Genomic DNA, 23673 nt, shown 5'->3' with positions numbered 1-23673 from the left:
GATGTCACACCAGTCTGATCTGATCGCCGAAGACATTCAGGCCTACCTGAAGCAACACGAGAACAAGGAACTGCTGCGTCTGCTGACCTGCGGCAGTGTTGATGATGGCAAGAGCACCCTGATCGGTCGCCTGCTCCACGACACCAAGATGATCTATGAAGATCATATGGCCAGCCTGAAAACCGACAGTGCGAAGATGGGCACCACCGGTGAGAAGCTCGACCTGGCGCTGCTGGTGGACGGCCTGCAGGCAGAACGCGAGCAGGGCATCACCATTGATGTAGCCTACCGCTATTTCTCCACTGACAAGCGCAAGTTCATCATTGCCGATACACCGGGTCATGAGCAGTACACCCGCAACATGGCCACCGGCGCCTCGACCGCGCAAGTAGCGATCCTGATGATCGATGCCCGTCACGGTGTGCTGACCCAGACCCGCAGGCACTCCTTCATCGCCTCGCTGCTGGGCATTCGCCACATTGTCGTGGCCGTCAACAAGATGGACCTGGTGGATTTCAGCGAGGAGCGTTTCAACGAAATCAAGGACGAATACCTGGCCTTCGCCACCAAGCTCGGCCTAAAGGATATCCGTTTCGTACCGATCTCGGCCCTGGAAGGCGACAATGTGGTCAACCGGAGTGAAAGCACGCCCTGGTTCACTGGCCAACCGCTGATGGAAATTCTGGAAACAGTGGAAGTCTCCCGCGACAAGGATCTGGAGCATTTCCGCTTCCCGGTGCAGTTTGTTAATCGTCCCAACCTCGATTTCCGGGGATTCTGCGGTACCGTTGCCTCCGGCGTTGTCCGCCCGGGTGACAAAGTGATGGCCCTGCCCTCGCGTCGCACCAGTACCGTGAAGGAAATCGTCACCTTTGAAGGCAACGTTGAAGAGGCCTACATCGACCAGGCCGTCACCCTGACGCTGACCGATGAGATCGACGTCAGTCGTGGTGACATGCTGGTCAAGGCCGAAGACGAGCCGGAAGTGGGCAACCGCTTCAACGCCAACATCGTGTGGATGACCGATGCACCGCTGGAAACCGGACGCCTTTACGACATCAAGCTGGGCCCGACGTTCACCTCCGGTACGGTCAAGAAGATCCACCACCAGACCGACGTAAACACGCTGGATCAGAACGCCAACCCGGCGGCTCTGGAACTGAATGAGATCGGCCTGTGCGAACTGACCCTGAGCCAGCCGGTGGCCTTCGATGCCTACCCGCGCAATCATGCTACGGGCAGTTTTATCGTCATTGACCGTTTGAGCAACGTCACGGTGGGCGCGGGCATGATCGCCGGTACCGCCAGTGACGTGGAATCTCTCGAACCGGTCAGCATGGATGAGCGGGCACGCCGCCTGGCTCAGAAACCGGCCATCATTGCCTGCAGCGGCAAGCAGGCCCAGGCCCTCGCGCTGGCGGTGGAACGCGCACTGTTTGATCAGGGCAAGACCACCGTGGTGCTCAGCGAGGACAACGCCGGTGGCCCGGATGACCGGCGCCGTACCGCCCAGTTGCTCTCTGCCCACGGCCTGATCGCCATTGCAGTGAATCTGGGCACCGATGTCGCGAACGCCGCGGTATTCGCTGACAGCGATCAGGACATCCCCGCTGCCGTAAATGAGTTGGTGCAGGATCTGGTTCGCAGCAAGCGGATATAACGTCTGGGCTCAGCGCCCCGAAAATCGGTACAATGCCAAGCCCTGAAGGTCAGCCCTCAGGGCTTTGTTTTTTTATTAACCAGGGAAAAGCGATTTCATGGCCATCAAGCAGCTTCGCACTCTTTTCGCCAGCCAGTATCAGCCCGGACAACCGGCACGGATTCGCCCCGGCGAGGTCCTGTCTGAGCCAGGTGGCGACTATGAGGGTCTTCACAAGCAGATGAAGCGCCTGTTCAACACCAAGCCGGGCAAGAAATACGGCCGCTTTTCCGACGATATCGGCGAAAGTCCGTTCAGCAGCTGGCTGAAGGATTACCTCGAGGACAAACAGTCCTTTACCGCCCTCACCGACCGCCTGTTCGGGCAATGGCAGGAACTTCTGAACGGCGCCCAGGAGGAATTCGAGGGGCATCTGATGATCGTGCACGAAGCCCTGGCGGACTCCGAAGTGGTCTACCTGCTGGTGATGGAAAACGACAGCGCCATGCGCTTTGACGCCAAACAGACCCTCGACGCTACCGATATCCTCAGCCTGTCACGCCTGAACCTGGCAGTGCGCATCGAACTGGACGACTGGCGTGGAGAAAATCCCGGTGAGAACTACCTGACCCTGGTTCATTCCCGCGGCACCGGTGAAGGCGGCGACCTGTTCATCAAGTTGTGCGGCTTCACCAACCAGGTTGACGTGGAAAAGGAAACCCTCACGTTTCTGGACGCGGTGGAAGCTTTCGCGAAATCCTCTGAGCCGGAAGAAGCCGGCAAGGTACGTGCCCGCGCCTACGAATTCTGCAAGGAACAGCACGCACTGGGCGAACCGGTCGCCATTGAGGCGCTCTCCGGTTATCTGGACGAGAACCAGCCCCAGCGCTTCAAGGATTTCGCGTCCCAGACCGCCGAGCTTCCAGAAAGTGGCGTACTGCACCCGGATCATCGCAAGGTGAAGAAGCTGGTCCGCATTGCGGGATCTGGTGGCGGGATGAGCGTGTCCTTCTCCTCCGACCTGGTGAACCAGGCCATCTATTACGACAAGGACAAAGACGCACTGACCATCACCAGGCTTCCCAAAGCCCTGCGCGAGCAGTTGCAGCGCTACCTGGAAGATCGCAGCTAAAATTCGATCCTGAAATGTGACAGGGACAAGTCACGTTTCGCGGGATTCCGCTATGCTTGCCGGGCCCGAACAAATCAAGAAACGTCAGCAAGGAGCGGTGACGATGCAATTGAAACGGTCAATGGAATTGACCCCGTATGATCTCCCCCGAATAGAAAACCCTTTCCTCGCCGCCGCGGAAGTCGGTCAGCTCATCAGCTCCGGACGCCTCTCCGGCGTGGAGCTGAGAGCCCTTCTGCGAGTTCGCCCAGACAGTCGGGAGCCACTGCCAACCCTGGCCACCAGGCAAGTCGCGGACGGCGATCTATTCCTGATCCACGGCCCGTTCGATCCGGGGCCGCTATCCCCGGTGATTGACTGGCGTGACAACCCGGAACTGCCGGCCGGCGGCGAATGGAAACCGTCGTCACCACTGCCCTTCGGCCTTGGCTATGCCCTGCAGGAACTGAACCATCGACAACTGACACCGGACGACGTCAGGCGCGGCCCCCTTCCGGGCGCTAGCAGCCCAGCCGCCGAACGCGCGCCCTCACGTGACCCGAGCCCAGCCCGAACCGAAACCAGCGCCACTTCTGCCTCTGTCATGGCCACCACTCTGGCCGGCATAAAACTCGCCAACGAGTCCGGTCGGGTGCCGAAGGAAGAGCAAGAGCCGGAGATTCATGTTGAGGTGGGCATCTTTACTGATGGGACGTTGAATAATGCGTTTAACAGTCAGCAGATGCAGCACCTGGTTGACCAAGAATGTCTCAATCCGCTTGAGAACGAAGAAATTGATCAGATCGAATGCGAACGGCGACTTGGGTTGCTGGTGGGGGCTAGTTACACCAATGCTCCCAGCAACGTGGCGAAACTTTCAGACCTCTACCCCGAGGGAGAGATTGACCGAAATGGTAATGTAACCATTCAGGTTAGAGCCTATGCACCGGGGCCAGGATCCAAAACCGGCGATGGTGACTCACTGTATGGGGCGGCGACCGGGCTCGGTGATACCGGGGTGATTAACCAAGTGAAGCAGGCGTTTGAGGTTGCCTCCAGTTTGCTATCAACACGGCTAAAAGGCAGGAAAATCAGATCACTGAGTGTTGATTTGTTCGGGTTCAGCCGAGGTGCTGCTGCCGCGCGGCACGCTGCCTACGAAATAAACCGTGGGCATGAGGGGCTATTTGCAAAGCTGCTAAAACAGTTAGGCGTTGAGCCACCAAAGCATCTCGAAGTGAGATTTGTTGGCCTATTTGATTGCGTTGCCGCCATCGTCAATCCAGCCGCAGGAGATCTTTTTGCACACAACAGCAAGAATGATCCGGTGAGATTGTTCCTGAATCCCGACAAGGTAGTTCAGGCAGTTCATCTGACCGCAAACCACGAACACCGGAAGCTGTTCGCTTTAAACAGCCTCAAAAACCCGGATGGAAGTATCCCCACCAATTTTCGTGAAATCGCTCTTCCGGGGGCACACTCGGATATCGGAGGCGGATACCCGGACAGCCAAATAGAAGACGTTATTATCAGCCCACTGTATCCGATACCCAGAAATCGTCATAGATGGCCTGAACAAACTGTCCAGTGGGATAATCTGCAATCAATGAAACAGGAAATTGAGGCTGAGGGATGGATAGGGGATTACAGCCTTGCCCTATATGAAGACAGCATCGCAGATAACATTCAAAACAACATTCCCTCACTGGAAATTATGCCCCGATATCGCCCCCACCCATCACCTGATGGCCACATGGAAATCGCATTACGCATGGTGAGGAGAGTCAAAGCGGGATATTCAAGAGTAACGCTCTCGATGATGCGTGAACTTGCCTCGAACGCCCAAGTCCCGCTTGATCTAATTGACTCGACAGATCAGGACCTGAGAATTCCAGATGAGCTTTCTTCAGTTTATGAATCATTGGATTCGCAAATCTCTGGGGGTAATGATCACCCTACTCTCTCAAATCATCATATGGACCTAGTTTTGCAAAGGTACATTCACTATTCGGCCCACTACAATAGTTTCGAAACTCTCGTAGCCGGCCAACCGGCCGAAATCCAACTTTTCCGCAACATGAGGCCCAGCGCTCCCACAACCTCTCGAGAAAGGATCGTCCACCCAAATATGGAGAACATTTGATGCGTCTTGCCTACCTGCTCACCCTGTTTTTTGTTTACATAGTTTCCGCGCAGGGCTGCGCATCCCCTCTTTTCTACGAGGAAGACGACTTCAGACTCGTTACAGTTGGAGCGCCAAAACACTACAATATCTGGGTCTTGGATATGTTTCTCGAGAAAAGCGGGGAGCGAAGCTGGCGACAACCAATCGGAAGTGTCGGGTGCTGCTGGCAAGGTGCTTACGGACCGAGCGGCAAAGGCTCACTAGCCCAACCCTTTCCAGAACTGATCTGGATACACTGGTTTTCTCTCGCCGAGCAGAAGTACTACGCCCATATGATCCACGTTCCCAAGGATCTATCGGTAAGAATGCGTGAGAAGGCGCCTCAAGTTACCAACTACGACACCCGCCTGGTGCCAAGACACACAATGACCATTGGGCTAGCTCCTGGAGGAACCATCGTCATGTGGATCCTCAATCAAGCTGGCAACGAAATCGAAGTAATGCGTATTCAGGCAAAACCTATTGAAGGGGACCCATCGCGCTTTCAGGAGAGAACCAAAGCGTATATGGACGAACACGGCGACTACCTGAAAACCCACGGCCTGCAACTCGACAAATGGTAGCCCGCATATCACACGGCAGTCGAATCAGTCCTGATCCGACTCCTCAATAACCGGGACTTCCGGTGCATCATCCCAGCGGGGGCGGTTCTTGCGCAGCTCGCGCACGCCCTGCATCCAGCCGACCCCATCAACGAGCTCGCCGGTGTCCGGGTCTATCGGTGGGTACGGCAGGTTACGATCATCGCAGTAGCGTTTCACCGTGGGCTGGCACCAGCAGAACAGCAGGCGGTTGTATTCATCGTCCGGTAGGCGACGCTCATTATAGAGCCCTGCCGCTTTGCGCTGGCGCTGGGCCTCGGCCAGGATAATCGCGCAGGCGGCGGAGACATTCAGGGACTCGACCATGCCCATCATCGGAATCACGATGTGCTCGTCCGCCTGGTCCGCTGCATCGGCGCTGACGCCGTCCACTTCGTTGCCGAGAATAATGGTGCACGGCACCGTAAAGTCCGCCTCCCGGTAATCAATGGCGCGGTCAGAAAGTTGCGCGGCATAGAGCTTGTGGCCCTGCCCTTTCAGCGCTGTGACCGCGTCGTCCATGGTCCGGTGAGTATGGGTAGTCACCCAGGTGTAGCTTCCGCCTGCGGTCTTGCGGAAGGCTCGGAAGCCTTCCCGGGGCCAGACGGTGTGCATGTTGGCGAGTCCGAAGGCATCGCAGGAGCGGATAATCGCCGACAGGTTTCTGGGCTTGTGGACCTGATCGGTGAGAACACGGAGATCCGGTTGACGGGTGTTCAGGGTTTGCTTGATTCGGGCAAGGCGTTCGGGAGTCATGAGCTGTATCGAATTGGTCAAAAAACCGCATAATACCACAGCCCATCTAGCAACAAGCCGAGACAATGGTGGTTGCAGATTGATCACCCCGTTATAATACCCAGTTCCTTTTTTGCTAGCGCCTCTGATTACCTGTCCAGGCCCGGCGCACCATCCATCAGATTACGTGAGAACCATGGCCAAGAAGCTGTACATCAAAACCCACGGCTGCCAGATGAACGAGTATGACTCCGCCCGCATGGCAGACCTGCTCAAGACTGGCGACACCGTTGAAATGACGGACACGCCCGACGACGCCGACATCCTGCTGCTGAACACCTGCTCCATTCGCGAGAAAGCCCAGGAGAAGGTGTTTCACCAGCTTGGCCGCTGGAAAAAGCTCAAAAGCAAAAAGCCGGACATGATCATCGGGGTGGGCGGCTGCGTAGCCAGCCAGGAGGGCCAGGCAATTCTGGACCGGGCGCCCTACGTGGATATGGTATTCGGCCCCCAGACTCTGCACCGCCTGCCGGATATGATTACCGAGGTGCGCGCCAAGGGAAACGGCGTTGGCGTGGTGGATGTCAGCTTCCCGGAGATCGAGAAATTCGACAACCTGCCGGAACCGGGTGCGGACGGCCCCTCCGCGTTTGTCTCTATCATGGAAGGCTGCAGTAAATACTGTACGTTCTGCGTTGTGCCCTACACCCGGGGCGAAGAAGTCAGTCGCCCGGCCGATGATGTGGTGGCCGAAGTGGCCCACCTGGCAAGCCAGGGCGTGCGCGAGGTCAATCTGTTGGGCCAGAATGTGAACGCCTTCCGTGGTGAAACCCACGATGGCGACACCATGGACCTGGCCGAGCTGATCACCCTGATCGCCGCCATCGATGGCATTGATCGTATCCGCTACACCACCTCGCATCCGGTGGAGTTCACGGACGCCATGATTGACGTGTACGAACAGGTACCGGAACTGGTCAGCCACCTGCATCTGCCGGTTCAGAGCGGTTCCGATCGCATCCTGGCGGCCATGAAACGCGGCCACACCGCGCTGGAATACAAGTCCAAACTCCGCCGCCTGCGCAAGATTCGCCCGGACATCAGCTTCTCCTCGGATTTCATCATCGGGTTCCCGGGGGAAACCGAGAAAGACTTCGAGGACACCATGAAGCTGATCAATGACATTGGCTTCGACATGTCCTTCAGCTTCATCTACAGCGCCCGCCCGGGAACTCCAGCATCAGACTTGCCGGATGACACGCCGATGGAGGTGAAGAAACAGCGCCTGAGTATTCTGCAGGACCGGCTGAACCAGAATGTGATGGATATCAGCCGCAAGATGGTGGGGTCAACACAGCGGATTCTGGTGACGGGCCTGTCCAAAAAGGACCCCGGTGAGTACGCTGGCCGCACCGAGAACAACCGGATCGTGAATTTCCGGCATGAGAATCCGGGCATTGTAGGGCACTTTATCGACGTCGAGATTGTTGAGGCTTATCCCAACTCGCTTCGGGGCATTCCTGTGGGCGCTGAACTGTTTTAAAGACCCGGTCGGATTCGTCCGGGTTGCGGAGGCAACACCAGGCACCAGCCCTACCCCAACACCCGAACTACCTGCTCCCGTAAAAAACCAGGGGAGTAAACAAAATGGAGCACCTTTGAAAGAAAACGATTCCAGACAGTTTGACCTGCACCCGGTTGATCAGCGGCGGCTGACCACACTTTGCGGCCAGTTTGATGAGCACATCAAGCACATTGAGCGGCGCATGCGGGTCAACATCGGTCGGCGCAACCACCATTTCCGGGTCGAAGGCGAGACCGAGCATGTTGCTGCGGCGGTGGAAGTTATCCGCCACCTGTATCGCGAGACCGAAGCCACGGAAGACATCTCGCCCGACACCGTGCACCTGTTCATCCGCGAAACCGGCTTCGAACGGCTGCCCGAAGACGTTCCCTACGATGGCTCGGCCACCGTGATCAAGACACCGAAGCTGCAGGCCAAGCCCCGTGGTGCCAACCAGCAGAAGTACGTGCACAGCATACGCACCCACGACATCAACTTCGGGATTGGCCCGGCGGGTACCGGCAAGACCTGGCTGGCGGTGGCCTGTGCGGTGGAGGCGCTGAAAGATGAGCAGGTCAAACGCATCCTGCTGGTTCGACCGGCTGTAGAGGCAGGCGAAAAGCTCGGCTTCCTGCCCGGCGACCTGGCCCAGAAAGTGGACCCCTACCTCCGGCCACTCTATGACGCCCTGTATGAAATGCTGGGCTTCGAACAGGTTACCCGATTGATCGAAAAAAGCGTGATCGAGATTGCACCGCTGGCCTTCATGCGTGGGCGCACGCTGAACAACTCGTTCATCATCCTCGACGAAAGCCAGAACACCACCCGCGAGCAGATGAAAATGTTTCTGACCCGCATCGGCTTCGGGTCAACCGCCGTGATCACCGGTGACACCACCCAGGTGGACCTGCCCCGTGGACAGAACTCCGGCCTGATTCACGCCGCTGGCGTGCTCAGCGAAGTATCCGGGATCGGCTTTACCCGGTTTGAATCCAAAGATGTGGTTCGTCACCCGTTGGTGCAGCGCATTGTTGAAGCCTACGACTCCTTTGACGACGGGAGTTCAAGCGGCCAGTGAGCGAGCTGACAGTAGATTTGCAGCGTATGACTGACGCGGATGGAATCCCTGCGGACGACGCGTTCGGGCAATGGGCCCGGAAGGCGTGGCTGGGAGACGATCCGTCTGAAGTGACCATCCGTATTGTCGACGTTGACGAGAGCGCCGAGCTGAACAGCCAGTACCGGGGAAAAAGCGGCCCGACCAATGTGCTGTCCTTCCCATTTGAGGCGCCAGCGGGTATAACAGTTCCGTTGGCCGGTGATCTCGTCATTTGCGCGCCAGTCGTTGAAAAAGAAGCCAAAGATCAGCACAAAACGTTGGCGGCCCATTGGGCTCACATGGTGGTGCATGGCATGCTGCATCTCCAGGGTTACGATCACATTGAAGACAACGATGCCGAGGTCATGGAAGCCCTCGAAATCCGGCTGCTGGAGCAGCTTGGACATGGCAATCCTTACGAATCAGAGGAAACGGAAAAAGACTCATGAGCGACGATCAGTCGAGTCGCAGTCAGGGCAACAGGTCCTGGCTGGAGCGTATATCGCAGGCCTTTTCCAGTGGGCCTGAGTCCGTAGAGGACGTGCTGGAAATCCTGCGGGATGCCGAATCCCAGGAGATTATCGACGCCGATGCCATGAGCATCATCGAAGGCGCCATGCAGGTCATCGACATGCGGGTGGACGAGATCATGATCCCCCGCTCGCAGATGGTCACTGTCAAGGCGGCTCAGGACCCCAAAGAATTCCTCGGCGAAATCATGTCATCCGCCCACAGCCGATTTCCGGTGATTGGCGACAGCCAGGACGATGTCATCGGCGTGTTGCTCGCCAAAGACCTGCTGCCGCTGGCTCTGAACAATGAGCTGGACTGGAACCACACCCGCGAAATCCTCCGGCCACCCACATTCGTGCCCGAAAGCAAGCGCTTGAACCAGCTGCTGAAAGAGTTCAAGGAAAACCGCAACCACATGGCCATTGTGGTGGATGAATACGGTGGCACAGCCGGCCTGATCACCATCGAGGATGTACTGGAGCAGATCGTCGGCGAGATCGAGGACGAGCACGATTTCGACGAGGAAACGCACATCAAGGCCCGCGGTGATGGCACCTACGCCGTCAAAGCCGTCACGCCGGTTGACGATTTCAACGAGTTTTTCAAGACCGAACTGGATGAAGAAGAGTTCGATACCATTGGTGGCGTTGTGCTGAAGGAATTCGGTCACCTGCCCAGACGGGGCGAATCGGTTGCATTTGGCGGGCTGCAATTTACTATTGCGAACGCTGATAACCGAGTCATCCGTCTGCTGCAGGTAACCCGAAGTGAGCAATAACGACACCCAGGCCCGAATTCCCGATACCCGCCTGTCCGAGAACCGCTGGCTGCTGATTGCCACCCTGGTGGTGGCCGGCGGGCTGCAAACCCTGACGTTCTCGCCCTTCCACTGGTGGTGGCTCGGCCCGGTATCGGTGACACTGATTCTGCTGGCCTGTGTGCCGCTGGCGCCACAGAAACTCTTCCGCGCTGGCTGGCTTACCGGCCTCGGGCTGTTCGGCAGTGGCGCCAGCTGGGTCTACATCAGCATCAGCGAACATGGCAACACCTCCATTCCGGTGTCCCTTCTCCTGACCGTCGTCTTTGTTGCCGGGCTGGCCCTGTTTCACGGGCTGGCGTTCTGGGGCTGGGGCAAACTCGCGAAAGAAAGCTATGTGCGGCGGCTGCTGCTGTTCCCGGCCATCTGGATTCTTGGAGACTGGGTACGGGGCTGGCTGCTGACCGGCTTCCCCTGGCTCTACCTCGGCACCGCCCACGTGGACGGACCGCTCGGCGCCTTCGCCCCCCTGGTGGGCGTGCATGGGGTGACGCTCTGGGTCACCATCACCGGCGTGGCATTCTTCGCGTGCTGGTGGCTGTATCTGAACCGACGCACCGCCAGCGCCGCAATGGTTGTTGTGGTCGTCCTGCTGCCCTGGGTTACCGGGCCTGCTCTTTCCAAAGTGGAGTGGACTCAGGTCAGTGATGAACCCATCACCTACGCTTCCATGCAGGGCAACATTCCCCAGCAAATCAAGTGGGATCCGGACTTCCTGCGGGATCAGATCATCGTGTATCTGGGCCTGACTGAAGAGGACTGGAACACCGATCTGATCCTCTGGCCGGAAACCGCCATCCCCATTCCCCAGGACAGCGCCGGCAAGATTATTGACCACATCGACGAGGAACTGGGCGAGCGCAGCACGCTGATCACCGGCATTCCCTGGTACGGCTTCAGCGATCGCATCGAGGATTTCACGTTCCATAACAGCATCATGGCCATCGGCAACGGCGAGGGCATGTACCACAAGCAGAAACTGGTGCCGTTCGGCGAGTATGTTCCGCTGCAACAATGGCTGCGGGGGCTGATTGGTTTCTTTGATCTACCCATGTCCAGTTTCAGCCGGGGGCCTGCCAACCAACCCCCGTTGATCGCCAACGGCCACCGCATCATGCCCTTCATCTGCTATGAGGTGGCGTATCCGGACTTCGTCGCCCGTAACGCCCGCAACACCGACATGCTGCTGACCATCAGCAACGATGGCTGGTTCGGCGACTCCATCGGCCCGCTGCAACATCTGCAGATTGCCCGCATGCGGGCGCTGGAAACCGGTCGCTACATGTTGCGGGGCACCAACAACGGCATGACGGTGGTGATTGACCAGCATGGCCAGATCAGCGAGTCGATCCCCCAGTTCACCCGCGGCACGCTGCGGGGTGAAGTGTTTGCCGCCAGCGGTAACACGCCCTACATGCTAACGGGCTCCTGGCCAGTCCTGACCCTGGCACTCATCCTGATTGTGTTCGTCCGTGAGCGCATCATTCCCAAGCCGTAGGTTGGATTAGCGACGCGTGCTCCGACCCACGATCAGTCTGGCTGGTTGCGGGGCCAGCGACTGGTTACCCGCTCGTAGTAGTGGGAGCCACAGGCCTCGCAGGGCTCCAGGTGACTGGTCGCGGTCAGGCAGCGCATGTGGTTGCAGTTCAGGCACTGGAACATGCCGGCCGTCGCCACCTCCCCGGAGATGTAGTGGCCCACCTCCTGATTTTCCAGTTTCTGTTTCAGCTCCAGGGTATCCACCAGGGTCTGGTCAGCCACCGACAGCAACCGGTCCGACAGCTCGTGCTCCAGCAGCGCGATGTCCAGCTGCAGCCATTCCTTCAACCCTTCGCCGGTTTCATCGACAAAGTGTAACAAGTGCTGCAGGTCCCGCTGCAGGTAATCACCGAGCAGGTCGGCCTCTTCCCGTGTCATCTCATCCAGTTCGTACTCCACCTCAACGGCTTTGCGGACCTCCTCGTCCAGGGTCTGTAGCGACTTCTCCTGTAACTCGTTAAGGCCTGCTTGCACCCTTGCCAGCATACGGTCATAAACTTCCAGTGCTTTCCCGGACAGGTGGTTACGCTCAGTCTCGGTCATCGGTGACTCCTTTTGAACGTGGGGGGCGTTGGCAGCCAGGGCGACCTGCGCCACTGCTCTAAGTCTGGCACAGGTTCCGCAAATTGGCAGACTACCTGTTAGTCCTTGTGTGCGTTAGAATGTCCGGCCCGCTCCGGACATCGTTTTGATACAGGGTTTTATTTTCCACACAAGGTAATTTCGGTAATGGCAGGAATGGACGAGCAATACAATCCACGTGACGTAGAACAGAGTGCACGCACTTTCTGGGAAGAGAACAAAACCTTCACCGTCAGGGAAGAGCCCGGCAAACCGAAGTACTACTGCCTGTCCATGTTCCCCTATCCGAGCGGCAAGCTGCACATGGGGCACGTCCGCAATTACACCATCGGCGATGTCATCTCCCGATATCAGCGCATGCAGGGCAAGAACGTCATGCAGCCCATGGGCTGGGACGCGTTCGGATTGCCGGCGGAAAACGCCGCCATTGCCAACCGAACCGCGCCTGCCAAGTGGACCTACGCCAACATCGAATACATGAAGAATCAGCTCAAGCAGCTCGGCTTCGGGTACGACTGGGACCGCGAACTGGCCACCTGCAAGCCGGACTATTACCGCTGGGAACAGTGGTTCTTCGCGCGCCTCTACGAGAAGGGCCTGGTGTACAAAAAGATGTCCACCGTCAACTGGGACCCGGTTGATCAGACGGTTCTGGCCAACGAACAGGTGGTGGATGGTCGCGGCTGGCGCTCTGGCGCGCTGGTCGAGCAGAAAAAGATTCCCCAGTGGTTTATCCGCATCACCGATTATGCCGAAGAACTGCTCAACGACCTGGATCAGTTGGAAGACTGGCCCGAGCAGGTCAAGACCATGCAGCGCAACTGGATCGGCAAATCTGTGGGCACCGAACTGACCTTCCCGCTGAAAGGCAGTGATGAGGGCCTGACGGTCTACACCACCCGACCGGATACCCTGATGGGGGTCAGTTACATGGCGGTGGCTGCAGAGCATCCGCTGGCCCGGGCCGCTGCCGAGCGTCACCGGGATGTCGCCGAGTTTGTGGACGAATGCCGCAACAGCAAAGTGGCCGAAGCCGAGCTCGCCACCATGGAAAAGAAAGGCATCGACACCGGGTTCAAGGCCATCCATCCGCTGACCCAGGAAGAAATTCCTGTCTGGATCGCCAACTTCGTGCTGACAGACTACGGCACCGGCGCCCTGATGGCGGTACCCGGGCACGACGAACGGGACCACGAATTCGCGCTGAAATACCGCCTGCCGATCAAGCAGGTGATCGCCGCGCTGGATGGCCGCGAAATTGATGTACAGGAAAAGGCATTTACCGAGAAGGGCACCCTGGTGTCTTCCGGCAAGTACAGCGGCCTGACCAGCGATGAAGCCTTTGATGAGATCGCAAGCTATCTGGAAGACCAGGACATTGGCCGCCGCACCGTTAATTACCGGTTGCGCGACTGGGGCGTGTCCCGACAGCGTTACTGGGGGGCACCCATTCCGATGATGACTCTGGCGGACGGCACCGAGCGCCCGGTTCCGGATGACCAGCTGCCGGTAACGCTGCCGGAAAACGTGGAAATGGACGGCGTTCAGTCGCCCATCAAAGCCGACCCTGACTGGGCGAAAACCTCTTACAACGGCCAGCCTGCTACCCTGGAAACCGACACTTTTGACACCTTCATGGAGTCTTCCTGGTACTACGCCCGCTTCTGCAGCCCCAACTACGACCAGGGCATGCTGGACCCGGCCGCGGCCAACTACTGGCTGCCGGTAGACCAATACATTGGCGGGATCGAGCACGCGATCCTGCACCTGCTGTATGCCCGTTTTTTCCACAAACTGTTGCGGGACGTAGGCCTGGTCACCAGTTCCGAGCCGTTTAACCGCCTGCTCTGCCAGGGCATGGTGCTGGCGGAAACCTACTACCGGGACGACGCCAACGGTGGCAAGACCTGGATTTCCCCCGCCGACGTAACCGTGGAGCGAGACGCCAAAGGTCATGTTACCGGTGCGGTCCACAAGCAGGACGGGCAACCGGTGGAAGTGGGCGGCGTCACCAAGATGTCCAAGTCCAAGAACAACGGCATTGATCCCCAGGCCATCATTGATCAGCACGGCGCCGACACCGTGCGCCTGTTCATGATGTTTGCAGCGCCCCCGGAACAGTCTCTGGAATGGTCTGACAGCGGTGTCGAAGGCGCACATCGCTTCCTCAAGCGCCTCTGGCGGCTGGTGGGCGAATTGAGTGACGGCGGCGCTGTTCCGCCGCTGGACATTGATGCCCTGAACGATGCCCAGAAAGATCTGCGCCGCAAAACCCATGAAACCATCGCCAAGGTCAGCGACGACATCAGCCGCCGGTTGACCTTCAACACCGCCATTGCGGCGGTGATGGAGCTACTGAACGAGGTCAGCCGCCTCGGCGACAACGAACCCCAGAGCCGCGCCGTGCGTCAGGAAGCGCTGGAAGTGGCCGTACTGATGCTGTCGCCGATCGTACCTCACATCTGCCACCGCCTCTGGCAGGCGCTGGGTCATGACACCCCGGTGGTGGATGCCACCTGGCCAAAGGCAGACGAAAGCGCCATGGTGCGCAGCCAGATCCAGGTCGTTCTGCAGGTGAACGGCAAGGTTCGTGCAAAGGCGGATGTGCCGGCGGACATCGACAAGGCGGGGCTGGAAAAGCTCGCCCTGGAGAACGAGAACGTGGTTCGTTTCACCGAAGGCCAGACGGTCCGCAAGGTGATCGTGGTGCCCGGCAAACTCGTCAACGTGGTGGCCAATTGATATGACCCTGAGAGCCCACACCGCCAGGATTGCCCGCCTTAGTGGCGTCGCAACACTGTGCCTTGCCCTGGCAGGGTGCGGTTTTCAATTGCGCGGTGCCCCTCCGGTGCCGCCGGGTCTTCAGCCGCTGGCAGTGTCCTGCGTTGAGCAGATTCCAGCCGAGCTCTGCCAGGCAGTAAAAGAACAACTGGAGCTTGGCGACATCGACGTACGCTCGCCCGATGAAGCCGATTTCCTCCTGCGCCTGCAGAGCTTCGAACAGGACCGGCGCGCCAATGCCATTACCGCGCAGGCCGCAGCCGCCGAATACACGCTGCGACAGATTGTTACTATCGAGGTGCTGACCCGCGAGGAACTGCCGCTGATTGCCGAAACCCGGCTCAACAGCAGCGAAACCTACCGGTTCGACGAAACCAACGTACTGGCCAAACAGCGGGAGGAGCAGGAGCTTCGCCAGCAACTGTTCGACCGCCTGGCACAGCAGGTCATCTTTCGCCTCGCGCCGCTGACCGACGCCCGCATTGCCGAAATACGGAGAGCGGCGGAAGAGGATAGCAGCCAGGATAGCCGCTGATTATGAAAACCCAACCGGCGCAACTTCCGCAGCTACTGAAAAAGTCCCTCGCACCGGTATATCTGATCTCCGGGGATGAGCCGCTGCTGGTTCAGGAAAGTTGCGATCAGGTTCGAGCCGCCGCGCGCGCAGCCGGGTTTCACGACCGCATGACTTATCATGCCGATCACCAGTTGGACTGGAACGCCGTAGGCGAGGAGTTCAGCGCGCTGTCCTTGTTCGCGGAAAAACGCCGCATCGAGATACATCTGCCCACCGGCAAACTCGGCGACGGCCGCGCCGTGCTGGAGCGTGTGCTCCAGAATCCCCCGGAAGACATCATCCTGATATTGATCAGCGCCCGGCTCGATGCCGCCGAAACACGGCGTAAATGGTACAAGGAGCTCCAGAACAAAGGTGTTCACGTGCCGGTCTGGCCGGTGGACGGGGACAAGTTTGCCGGCTGGCTGCAGCAGCGATCCACCGCCCGCGGGTTGCAGCTTACCCGCGGTGCGCTCGCCATGCTCGCGGAACGGCTCGAGGGGAATCTGCTTGCCGCCAGTCAGGAGCTCGATCGTCTGGCACTGTTTGGCGACGCAAAAACCATTGATGAGGAGGCCATAGAACAGGCGGTGCAGGACAGCTCCCGCTTCAACGGCTTTGAGCTGGTTACCGAGCTGCTTGCCGGTCGCGCTGCGCATGCCCGCAAGATGATCGGTGTGCTTCGGCAGGAGGGCGAGAACCCGCTGGGACTGCTCGCGGTTCTGACCCGTGACCTGAATCTGACACTGGAACTGAGCGCGGCCCTCGGGCGCAGAGAGGCCCCCGCCGGCTTCCTCAAACAGCGCGGCGTGTTTCAGCCTCAACGGGCACGCATCATTGAGCAGGCCGCGCGCCGCCTCTCCCGACCACAGCTGCACAAAGCGCTGGAACTGTGCAGCAGCATTGATCGCGCCACCAAGGGTTTCGATCCCGGCTCGCCCTGGCATTTCCTCGAGGATATGGCGACCCATCTCCACCGCCGCACCTGATCCAGATCAATCCCGCACCGCCCCTGTGAACGGCACCCTTGCAGCTTTTCGAATTCCGGAGCATTGTAGAAGCACCATCACTCAAAGGAGGTGACTGATATGAATCTTCAGGAAGATCTCAAAAAGCTGTCGGAAAAAATCAGGCAGTATCGTGACGAGGCCCGGGTTCAGCTGCATCTGGCACGGGAGGACGTGAAAGACGAGTGGGATGATCTCGAAAAAGACTGGGAGAAGTTCCGCAACAAGCTCGATCTCGTGCTGCACGATGCCGAGGATGCAACCCACGATGCCAAACAGACGGCGCAACGATTGGGCGAAGAAGTGCGGGCCGGCTATGAACGCATCCGCGACCGCTTGAAATAACGACGCAACGAGTTAACACAATAATACAAAACAAGACACCAGAGGCTCTGATTCACCGAGCCTCTGTGCCATACTTCACAGTGTTTAGTGAACCAAGCGTCATTTTCTTGTCCATCACGGGTTAACATTCAACCAAGGGTGGCCTGAATAGCAAAGGCGTTTGCAGACACTGCGAGGTATAAACCGATATGAATAAAAAAAGACTAACCTTACTGACACTCTCTCTTCTTCTGTTACCCCCGCTAGTTATTGGTCAGAACACCAGATTCAGTGATCCCGATACGGTTGCGCGAGACCAGTTCTGGGGCACTCTTTACGCTGACGGTGGCACATCCTTCTTTTGTGAAACGCCTTTTACCAGCAAGGGCTTCATCATGACCGAAGGTCACGTCTACCCACTGGCGGTCGTGCGCAGCTCACTGGGCTGCGGCACATCAAACCAATGCAGCAATGACGATCGATATCGGCAGATCGCTTCCGATCTTCATAACATGGTACCGGTAGCTACCCGCGTGGAAATACGTCGCCGCAACGCCCGCTATGAGCAACTGGGAGCCGGCGCCCGGGAGGACGAATGCGGCAATCGCGAAAGCGCGCAGTTCTTCGAGCCCCCGGCCCCGGTCAAAGGCGACGTGGCACGGACCGTCGCCTACATGGTCGATACCTACGATCTGCCCTGGGTGGGAACCTCCACCGTATTCAAAGGCTGGAACAGGGTGGATCCTCCGGATGACCGGGAGCTGACCCGACACCGTGAGATCAGCGAGCTTCAGGGCAATGACAACCCGTTTGTCACCAATCCCGACCGGATGGCAAATCTGTAGCTCTTCCCGGGTTATGTCTACGGACAAAAAAGGCAGATCCCTTCCGGGATCTGCCTTTTTCATGTCCGCAATATCTTCTGAACGCGAGCGATCAGAATTCCTCTGCAGTTAACGCCATCATCGATTCACTGCCACTGCGGATGCCTTCCGCCAGTGACACTGTCTTGGGCAGCAGGCGGTCGAAGTAGAAACGTGCGGTCTTCAGCTTGCCGGTATAAAAGCCGGACGTGTCGCCCTCGGCTTTTGGAGCCGCGGCCTTGACGACTTTCGCCCACATGTAACCCAGCGCGGTCAGACCGAACAGATCCAGATAGTCCACGGAGGCAGCACCGACAGCATTGGGGTTGTCACCCGCCTGCTTGATCACGTGCTCGGTAACATCGGACAGGCGCTCGAACGCAGCCGCCAGAGGCTCGAGGTAGGGGCGCAGGTTCTGATCGCCGCTGTTTTCTTCGATAAACGCAGCCACGTCGTTTGCGAACAGCTCATAGAGTTTACCCTGGCTGCCCACCACCTTTCGGCCCATGAGATCCAGCGCCTGAATGCCGTTGGTGCCCTCATAGATCTGGGTGATACGGCAGTCCCGGACCAACTGCTCCTGACCCCATTCGCGGATGAAGCCGTGACCACCAAAGACCTGCTGACCCATGATACAGGCATCCAGACCACGGTCGGTCAGGAACGCCTTGGCGACCGGTGTCAGCAACGCCACCATGCCTTCGGCGTGCTTGCGACGCTCGTCGTCTTCGGCGTACTTGGAGATGTCCAACCATTGGGCAACGTAGGTCGAGAACGTACGGCCGCCTTCCACATAGCTCTTCATGGTCAATAGCATGCGGCGAACGTCCGGGTGCACCAGAATCGGGTCGGCCGCTTTCTCCGGCTGTTGGGCACCGGTCGGGGCACGGCTCTGGGTACGATCAAGCGCGTACTCACGGGCGCTTTGCAGTGATGCCTCAGCGGCACCAATGCCCTGGATGCCAACACCCAGACGCTCGTAGTTCATCATGGTGAACATAGCCGCCAGGCCCTTGTTCTCCTCACCTACGAGCCAACCCTTGGCGCCGTCAAAGTTCATCACGCAGGTGGCTGAGCCCTTGATGCCCATTTTCTTCTCGATGGAGCCGCAGCTGAAGCTGTTACGCTCGCCCAGGGAACCGTCTTCATTGACCAGGAACTTCGGCACCAGAAGCAGGGAGATGCCCTTCGGGCCTTTCGGGGCGTCGGGCAGCTTGGCCAGCACCAGGTGGATAATATTCTCCGCCATGTCGTGCTCGCCCCAGGTAATGAAGATCTTGGTACCTGTGACGTTGAAGGAGCCGTCGCTGTTCGGCTCGGCTTTGGTGCGGATAATACCCAGATCGGTACCGGCATGAGGCTCGGTCAGATCCATGGCGCCGGACCAGACACCGGAATACATGTTGGGCAGGTACTTTTCTTTCAGCTCCTGGCTGCCGTGGGCATCAAGGGCCAGGCAGGCACCGGCAGTCAGCATCGGTGCCAGGCCGAACGCCATGTTAGCGCCTTGCATCATTTCTTCGAACTGGGCGACCAGGGTTTTGGGCATGCCCATACCGCCGAATTCCGGGTTACCACCCAGGCCGTTCCAGCCACCTTCCACGATGGTCTGATAGGCTTCCTTGAAGCCTTCAGGGGAGGTCACCTCACCGTTGTTCCACTGGGTGCCCTGCTCGTCACCCTCCCGGTTCAGCGGCGCAAGCACGCCACTGGTGATTTTCCCGGCTTCTTCCAGAATGGCGTCAGCGGTGTCCGGATCCACGTTCTCCGCTACTTTTGGCAGCGAAGCCCAGAGTGCCGGGGCATCGAAAACTTCGTTCAGAACAAAGCGCATGTCACGTAAAGGGGCCTGATAATCAGCCATCAAAAACTCTCCAAATTGCAGTCAGTCTGTCGGCACGCCCGCTATGATGGGCTTTAACGTGCCGCTCGGCTATGTGTCCGCTCAAGGTTATTTTTATCGGGCAGTATTCTACCCTATTGGCGTCGCTAACTCATGAAAAAAGCCCGCCTCCGGGGAGAGCGGGCTTTTTCTGGGTTACCTGCCCGCGCCTCAGAGGGCGAAGGCTTCTTCCGGCATATCCATCAGGCTGTCAGCACCGGCCAGCATGCTCTCGGCGTGAGCCTTGGCACGGGGCAGCATACGCTTGAAGTAGAAGCGCGCAGTCTGAACCTTGGCGTTGTAGAACATTTCTTCCGTGGTTCCGTCGGCCATCTTGTCCAGCGCAACCTTGGCCATGCGGGCCCAGAGGTACGCGAATACGGCGTAACCGGAATACATCAGGTAGTCCACGGATGCAGCACCGACTTCCTCGCGGTTCTTCATCGCAGTCATGCCGATCTTCATGGTCAGATCGCCCCACTCTTTGTTCATCGCCGCCAGCGGCTCAAGGAATTCCTTCAGCTGGTCGTTGTCAGCATTTTCCTTGCAGAACACATGTACCTGCTTGGTGAACCCTTTCAGAGACTCGCCCTGGGTCATCAGAACCTTACGGCCCAGCAGGTCCAGCGCCTGGATACCGGTGGTACCCTCGTAGATCATGCCGATGCGGGCGTCACGTACGTTCTGCTCCATGCCCCACTCGGCGATGAAACCGTGACCACCGAACACCTGCATGCCCAGGTTGGCAGCTTCATAACCGATTTCGGTCAGGAACGCCTTGGCAATCGGTGTCAGGAAGCCCAGCGCTTCGTCAGCCGCCTTGCGCTCTTCCTCGGTCTTGCCACGCTGAACGACGTCAGCCTGCTGTGCGGTCAGGTAAATCAGCGCACGGGCGCCTTCGGCCACGGCTTTCTGGGTCAGCAGCATACGACGCACGTCCGGGTGAACGATGATCGGATCCGCAATACCCTCCGGGTTCTTCGGGCCGCTCAGGGAGCGCATCGCCAGACGATCCTTGGCGTAGGTCAGGGAGCCCTGGAAACCCAGTTCCGCAGCGCCCAGACCCTGAATCGCTGTACCGATACGGGCAACGTTCATGAAGGTGAACATGCAGTTCAGGCCCTTGTTCTCCGGCCCGATCAGCCAGCCCTTGGCGCCGTCGAAGTTCATTACACAGGTGGCGTTGCCGTGGATACCCATCTTGTGCTCGATAGAGCCACAGGAAACCGCATTACGCTCACCAGCAGATCCGTCTTCGTTCGGCAGGCTCTTGGGTACGATGAACAGGGAAATACCCTTGGTGCCTTCCGGCGCGCCCGGCAGGCGGGCCAGAACGATGTGCACAATGTTCTCCGCCATGTCGTGCTCACCGGCAGAGATAAAGATCTTGGTGCCGGTAATGGCGTACGTGCCGTCCGCATTCGGCTCAGCCTTGGTACGCAGGGTGCCCAGGTCAGAACCGCAGTGCGGCTCGGTCAGACACATGGTACCGGTCCACTCACCGCTGATCAGTTTAGTGAGGTAGGTCTGTTTCTGCTCTTCGGTGCCGTGCTCTTCGATGGTGTTGGTGGCGCCGTGGCTCAGGCCCGGGTACATACCGAACGACCAGTTACAGGTGCCGACCATCTCGCTCATGACCAGGCCGAGGGAGCTTGGCAGCCCCTGACCGCCGTAGTTGGGATCGGCAGTCATGGACGGCCAGCCACCTTCTACGTACTGCTGATAGGCTTCCTTGAAGCCGGTCGGCGTTTTCACACCGTCTTCGCTCCAGGTGCAACCTTCGCGATCACCAACCTGGTTGAGCGGAGACAGAACCTGCTCACAGAACTTGGCACCTTCCTGGATAATGGCGTCAACCATATCCGGAGTTGCATCCTCGGCACCTTCCAGATTGGCGTAGTGCTGCTCGCTGTCCAGCAGCTCGGTCATTACGAATTTGATGTCACGCAGGGGCGCTTTGTAATCAGGCATGGAATCCACCTCAGATGTTCGGTCCTGTCCGCAACACAGGTTGCAGCTCTCGGCCTTGGGGTTTGCTCAGACACTGCGACGCTATCGCATCACAGCCTTAATTAAACACTTGTTTGAAACATACGTTTAGAGGCACAGAATTGTCAATAGCCGCTTCTGAAATTTGTGTTGCGTTTTGTGGCCAGGACAGCCAGGGCAAAAGGCTTGCAACCGAAAAAAGACAGGGAGAAAACTTATGGAATCAGGCGGTTACCGATCGGTTACCACCGAGCTCCGGTTCACTGATGCGAGATACAGCCTGATAGGTTTCGCTGGCCTGACGGGAAAGTCCGGGGCGCTCATCGCCACGCTCCTCCGACATCTCCCGCGACACCTCCACCTGAGCCTGCAGCATAGTCTGCATTGCCTGTGCTGCAACGGACCGATCCTGCGCCGAGGGTTCCGCCGGGGCCATGGCCGCCGCCCGAACCACGCGCATTTTCTCGATGGTGGCCTGCGGGTCCCCCTCAACCGGAGCGACATCGATGGAGACTTCACCGCCCACAGCATACTGAGCGCCATCCGGTCCACGTTGGAAGACGTAGGAAATAGCGCCGGCGTATTGGCCGCCAACGGCCTGATGCGCGGTCTCGTGGGCCCTGACTTCACGATCGCGGGCCTTGAGTTCCGACAGCTCCTTCAGCTGCGCCTCGTCCAGATTCTGACCGTTGGCCGCCGCATTTCTGGCCGCGGATTCCCTGACGCGCTCAACCTGATCCGGATTCTCACCACCACGCGGGCTGGCGCCAGAAGGTTTAGTGCGTCCATAGGCCGCAGTGTTTCCGTCCGGCGGAAGGACAGGAGACATTCCTGAATACAGGGAGGGAGAGGGTCCGGATATCATCGGGTCAGGCGACCGGGATCAACGGGTGTCAGGCAAACATCAGGCCCGCTCAGGCCTTGATGTCCAGCAGAGTGCCAAGAGTTTCGTCGGCGGTTTTGACCACTTGGGCGGACGCCTCGACGCTGCGCTCGTATAGCTTGAGATCAACGATCGGCTCGATCAGGGAGTTGCCGCCATCGGCCGTACCCTGAGGACCGTCGGCGCCACCGCGGGCGATTTTCCGGGCAGCGTTCTCCATGCCCATCATGCCGTCCTGGATACCCTGAATGCCAATTCCCAGTGCGTTGTTGATCATGACCAGACCACCAGATGACCGAATATTGACTCCAGTAAGCCACAAACCTGGTCAATTTTCAAACAAAACATCCACAGTCAGGTGCCGCGCCAGTTCGGCGGGGTCCGGCTGCACTTGCCAGGGAATCACTCCCAGGCAGGGCGCTCCGAGCCCCATCAGCAGGTAGTTCAGGGTTTCCTGCTCACAGCTCATCACCTCCTGATCAGGCCGGTTCGCCACCCAGCCTGCGAGGGTCAGGCCGTCATTGCGAATAGCCTCGGCACTCAGCAGGGCATGATTGATACACCCGAGCCGGAGGGGCACAACCAGTATCACCGGTATGCCCATTTCTCCGGGTACTGCCGAATAGGTTTCCCGATCGTTGAGCGGCACCCGCCAACCCCCTGCCCCCTCGATCAGCAACAGATCCGCTGGCCGGACCTGCATGCCCCGGCAGAAACCCACCAGGCGCTGCGCCGTCAACTGCCGCCCCGCGATTTCCGCCGCCACATGAGGCGCAATGGCAGGCTTCAGGGCAATGGGGTTGACCTGATCATAAGGCAACGACTCGGTCATCGCCGACTGCAGAATGAGCGCATCCTCGTTCCGCAATCCGTAAGGCGATTCATCGCATCCGGAGGCAATGGGCTTCATCGCAAGGGTGCGTTTGCCCAGGCCTTTGGCGGCCTCAAGGATAGCCGCTGAGGCGATGGTTTTTCCCACACCGGTGTCTGTTCCGGTGACAAAAAAGGTTTTTTTGGCCATGA

General features: G+C 58.6%; 21 protein-coding genes. 14 read left to right on the top strand and 7 right to left on the bottom strand.

Annotation, left to right across the window (positions count from 1 at the left end; translation table 11 throughout):
• Window position 1 precedes the first annotated feature (1 nt).
• From cysN to MLC70_RS08220, 4 genes are all read left to right on the top strand, one after another.
• Window positions 2–1660 carry a sulfate adenylyltransferase subunit CysN gene (gene cysN, locus MLC70_RS08235; protein WP_248182926.1) on the top strand — a complete coding sequence of 553 codons (1659 nt, stop codon included), beginning with the start codon at window positions 2–4 and terminating at the stop codon, window positions 1658–1660.
• Between the two features lie 97 nt (window positions 1661–1757).
• Complete coding sequence (locus MLC70_RS08230; RefSeq protein ID WP_248182925.1) at window positions 1758–2771, top strand: nucleoid-associated protein; 1014 nt, start codon at window positions 1758–1760, stop codon at window positions 2769–2771.
• Window positions 2772–2823: 52 nt separating this feature from the next.
• The gene (locus tag MLC70_RS08225) at window positions 2824–4893 is read left to right on the top strand and encodes a phospholipase effector Tle1 domain-containing protein (RefSeq protein WP_248182923.1); all 2070 of its coding nucleotides are present in this window, start codon (window positions 2824–2826) and stop codon (window positions 4891–4893) included.
• Complete coding sequence (locus tag MLC70_RS08220) at window positions 4893–5498, top strand: DUF2931 family protein (RefSeq protein ID WP_248182922.1); 606 nt, start codon at window positions 4893–4895, stop codon at window positions 5496–5498. Before MLC70_RS08225 ends, MLC70_RS08220 begins: the two co-directional genes overlap by 1 nt.
• Window positions 5499–5522: 24 nt before the next feature.
• Here MLC70_RS08220 and trmH read toward each other — a convergent pair whose 3' ends face one another.
• A complete protein-coding gene (gene trmH / locus MLC70_RS08215; RefSeq protein WP_248182920.1) occupies window positions 5523–6272 on the bottom strand; it encodes a tRNA (guanosine(18)-2'-O)-methyltransferase TrmH in 750 nt (249 codons plus the stop codon).
• A 175-nt stretch (window positions 6273–6447) separates the two neighbouring features.
• Here trmH and miaB point away from each other — a divergent pair, with 175 nt between their 5' ends.
• The 5 genes from miaB (at window position 6448) to lnt (ending at window position 11742) form a co-directional block, all read left to right on the top strand.
• Entirely contained in the window at window positions 6448–7794 is a 1347-nt protein-coding gene (gene miaB, locus MLC70_RS08210) for a tRNA (N6-isopentenyl adenosine(37)-C2)-methylthiotransferase MiaB (protein WP_248182918.1), read from the top strand.
• 115 nt (window positions 7795–7909) lie between these two features.
• A complete protein-coding gene (locus tag MLC70_RS08205) occupies window positions 7910–8893 on the top strand; it encodes a PhoH family protein (protein WP_248182915.1) in 984 nt (327 codons plus the stop codon).
• Window positions 8890–9363 (top strand): rRNA maturation RNase YbeY, encoded by a 474-nt coding sequence (ybeY, locus tag MLC70_RS08200; RefSeq protein ID WP_248182912.1) that lies wholly within the window; start codon window positions 8890–8892, stop codon window positions 9361–9363. The genes MLC70_RS08205 and ybeY overlap by 4 nt, the downstream gene beginning before the upstream one ends.
• Entirely contained in the window at window positions 9360–10205 is an 846-nt protein-coding gene (locus MLC70_RS08195) for a CorC family transporter (protein WP_248182909.1), read from the top strand. Before ybeY ends, MLC70_RS08195 begins: the two co-directional genes overlap by 4 nt.
• Window positions 10195–11742: an apolipoprotein N-acyltransferase gene (lnt, locus tag MLC70_RS08190; protein ID WP_248182907.1), complete on the top strand. Its 1548-nt coding sequence runs from the start codon at window positions 10195–10197 to the stop codon at window positions 11740–11742. Before MLC70_RS08195 ends, lnt begins: the two co-directional genes overlap by 11 nt.
• Window positions 11743–11774: 32 nt before the next feature.
• On the opposite strand, the gene MLC70_RS08185 is transcribed toward lnt, so the two are convergent.
• Window positions 11775–12326 (bottom strand): zinc ribbon-containing protein, encoded by a 552-nt coding sequence (locus tag MLC70_RS08185; RefSeq protein WP_248182905.1) that lies wholly within the window; start codon window positions 12324–12326, stop codon window positions 11775–11777.
• A 195-nt stretch (window positions 12327–12521) separates the two neighbouring features.
• Between MLC70_RS08185 and leuS the strand changes: the two genes are divergently transcribed.
• From leuS to MLC70_RS08160, 5 genes are all read left to right on the top strand, one after another.
• A complete protein-coding gene (gene leuS, locus MLC70_RS08180) occupies window positions 12522–15107 on the top strand; it encodes a leucine--tRNA ligase (RefSeq protein ID WP_248183078.1) in 2586 nt (861 codons plus the stop codon).
• Between the two features lies 1 nt (window position 15108).
• Complete coding sequence (locus MLC70_RS08175; RefSeq protein WP_248182903.1) at window positions 15109–15681, top strand: LPS-assembly lipoprotein LptE; 573 nt, start codon at window positions 15109–15111, stop codon at window positions 15679–15681.
• A 2-nt stretch (window positions 15682–15683) separates the two neighbouring features.
• Entirely contained in the window at window positions 15684–16691 is a 1008-nt protein-coding gene (holA, locus tag MLC70_RS08170; protein ID WP_248182902.1) for a DNA polymerase III subunit delta, read from the top strand.
• A 99-nt stretch (window positions 16692–16790) separates the two neighbouring features.
• Window positions 16791–17054, top strand: coding sequence for a hypothetical protein (locus MLC70_RS08165; protein WP_248182900.1), 264 nt, complete (start codon window positions 16791–16793; stop codon window positions 17052–17054).
• Between the two features lie 374 nt (window positions 17055–17428).
• Complete coding sequence (locus tag MLC70_RS08160; protein WP_248182898.1) at window positions 17429–17878, top strand: endonuclease; 450 nt, start codon at window positions 17429–17431, stop codon at window positions 17876–17878.
• A gap of 91 nt (window positions 17879–17969) precedes the next feature.
• Here MLC70_RS08160 and MLC70_RS08155 read toward each other — a convergent pair whose 3' ends face one another.
• The 5 genes from MLC70_RS08155 to bioD form a co-directional block, all read right to left on the bottom strand.
• On the bottom strand, window positions 17970–19760 hold the full coding sequence (locus tag MLC70_RS08155) for an acyl-CoA dehydrogenase C-terminal domain-containing protein (RefSeq protein ID WP_248182896.1): 1791 nt from the start codon (window positions 19758–19760) through the stop codon (window positions 17970–17972).
• Between the two features lie 189 nt (window positions 19761–19949).
• Complete coding sequence (locus MLC70_RS08150) at window positions 19950–21749, bottom strand: acyl-CoA dehydrogenase C-terminal domain-containing protein (RefSeq protein WP_248182895.1); 1800 nt, start codon at window positions 21747–21749, stop codon at window positions 19950–19952.
• A 241-nt stretch (window positions 21750–21990) separates the two neighbouring features.
• Complete coding sequence (locus MLC70_RS08145; RefSeq protein ID WP_248182893.1) at window positions 21991–22596, bottom strand: putative metalloprotease CJM1_0395 family protein; 606 nt, start codon at window positions 22594–22596, stop codon at window positions 21991–21993.
• Window positions 22597–22681: 85 nt separating this feature from the next.
• Complete coding sequence (locus tag MLC70_RS08140) at window positions 22682–22927, bottom strand: flagellar biosynthesis protein FlgE (protein ID WP_248182892.1); 246 nt, start codon at window positions 22925–22927, stop codon at window positions 22682–22684.
• A gap of 51 nt (window positions 22928–22978) precedes the next feature.
• Window positions 22979–23671: a dethiobiotin synthase gene (gene bioD, locus MLC70_RS08135; RefSeq protein ID WP_248182891.1), complete on the bottom strand. Its 693-nt coding sequence runs from the start codon at window positions 23669–23671 to the stop codon at window positions 22979–22981.
• Between the last annotated feature and the right edge of the window lie 2 nt (window positions 23672–23673).

The organism is Marinobacter goseongensis, from assembly GCF_023156235.1.
Taxonomy (GTDB): Bacteria; Pseudomonadota; Gammaproteobacteria; order Pseudomonadales; family Oleiphilaceae; genus Marinobacter; species Marinobacter goseongensis.
Note: the sequence above shows the minus strand (reverse complement) of the source record. Positions and strands in the feature narration are given on the sequence as shown.

Coding starts and splice junctions, on each gene's coding strand:
- MLC70_RS08165 (WP_248182900.1), top strand. CDS start 16,791: ATGAATCTTCAGGAAGATCTCAAAAAGCTGTCGGAAAAAATCAGGCAG.
- MLC70_RS08175 (WP_248182903.1), top strand. CDS start 15,109: ATGACCCTGAGAGCCCACACCGCCAGGATTGCCCGCCTTAGTGGCGTC.
- MLC70_RS08195 (WP_248182909.1), top strand. CDS start 9,360: ATGAGCGACGATCAGTCGAGTCGCAGTCAGGGCAACAGGTCCTGGCTG.
- MLC70_RS08185 (WP_248182905.1), bottom strand. CDS start 12,326: ATGACCGAGACTGAGCGTAACCACCTGTCCGGGAAAGCACTGGAAGTT.
- MLC70_RS08160 (WP_248182898.1), top strand. CDS start 17,429: ATGACCGAAGGTCACGTCTACCCACTGGCGGTCGTGCGCAGCTCACTG.
- MLC70_RS08220 (WP_248182922.1), top strand. CDS start 4,893: ATGCGTCTTGCCTACCTGCTCACCCTGTTTTTTGTTTACATAGTTTCC.
- MLC70_RS08230 (WP_248182925.1), top strand. CDS start 1,758: ATGGCCATCAAGCAGCTTCGCACTCTTTTCGCCAGCCAGTATCAGCCC.
- MLC70_RS08145 (WP_248182893.1), bottom strand. CDS start 22,596: ATGTCTCCTGTCCTTCCGCCGGACGGAAACACTGCGGCCTATGGACGC.
- holA (WP_248182902.1), top strand. CDS start 15,684: ATGAAAACCCAACCGGCGCAACTTCCGCAGCTACTGAAAAAGTCCCTC.
- miaB (WP_248182918.1), top strand. CDS start 6,448: ATGGCCAAGAAGCTGTACATCAAAACCCACGGCTGCCAGATGAACGAG.
- MLC70_RS08155 (WP_248182896.1), bottom strand. CDS start 19,760: ATGGCTGATTATCAGGCCCCTTTACGTGACATGCGCTTTGTTCTGAAC.
- MLC70_RS08225 (WP_248182923.1), top strand. CDS start 2,824: ATGCTTGCCGGGCCCGAACAAATCAAGAAACGTCAGCAAGGAGCGGTG.
- MLC70_RS08140 (WP_248182892.1), bottom strand. CDS start 22,927: ATGATCAACAACGCACTGGGAATTGGCATTCAGGGTATCCAGGACGGC.
- MLC70_RS08150 (WP_248182895.1), bottom strand. CDS start 21,749: ATGCCTGATTACAAAGCGCCCCTGCGTGACATCAAATTCGTAATGACC.
- trmH (WP_248182920.1), bottom strand. CDS start 6,272: ATGACTCCCGAACGCCTTGCCCGAATCAAGCAAACCCTGAACACCCGT.
- leuS (WP_248183078.1), top strand. CDS start 12,522: ATGGACGAGCAATACAATCCACGTGACGTAGAACAGAGTGCACGCACT.
- cysN (WP_248182926.1), top strand. CDS start 2: ATGTCACACCAGTCTGATCTGATCGCCGAAGACATTCAGGCCTACCTG.
- bioD (WP_248182891.1), bottom strand. CDS start 23,671: ATGGCCAAAAAAACCTTTTTTGTCACCGGAACAGACACCGGTGTGGGA.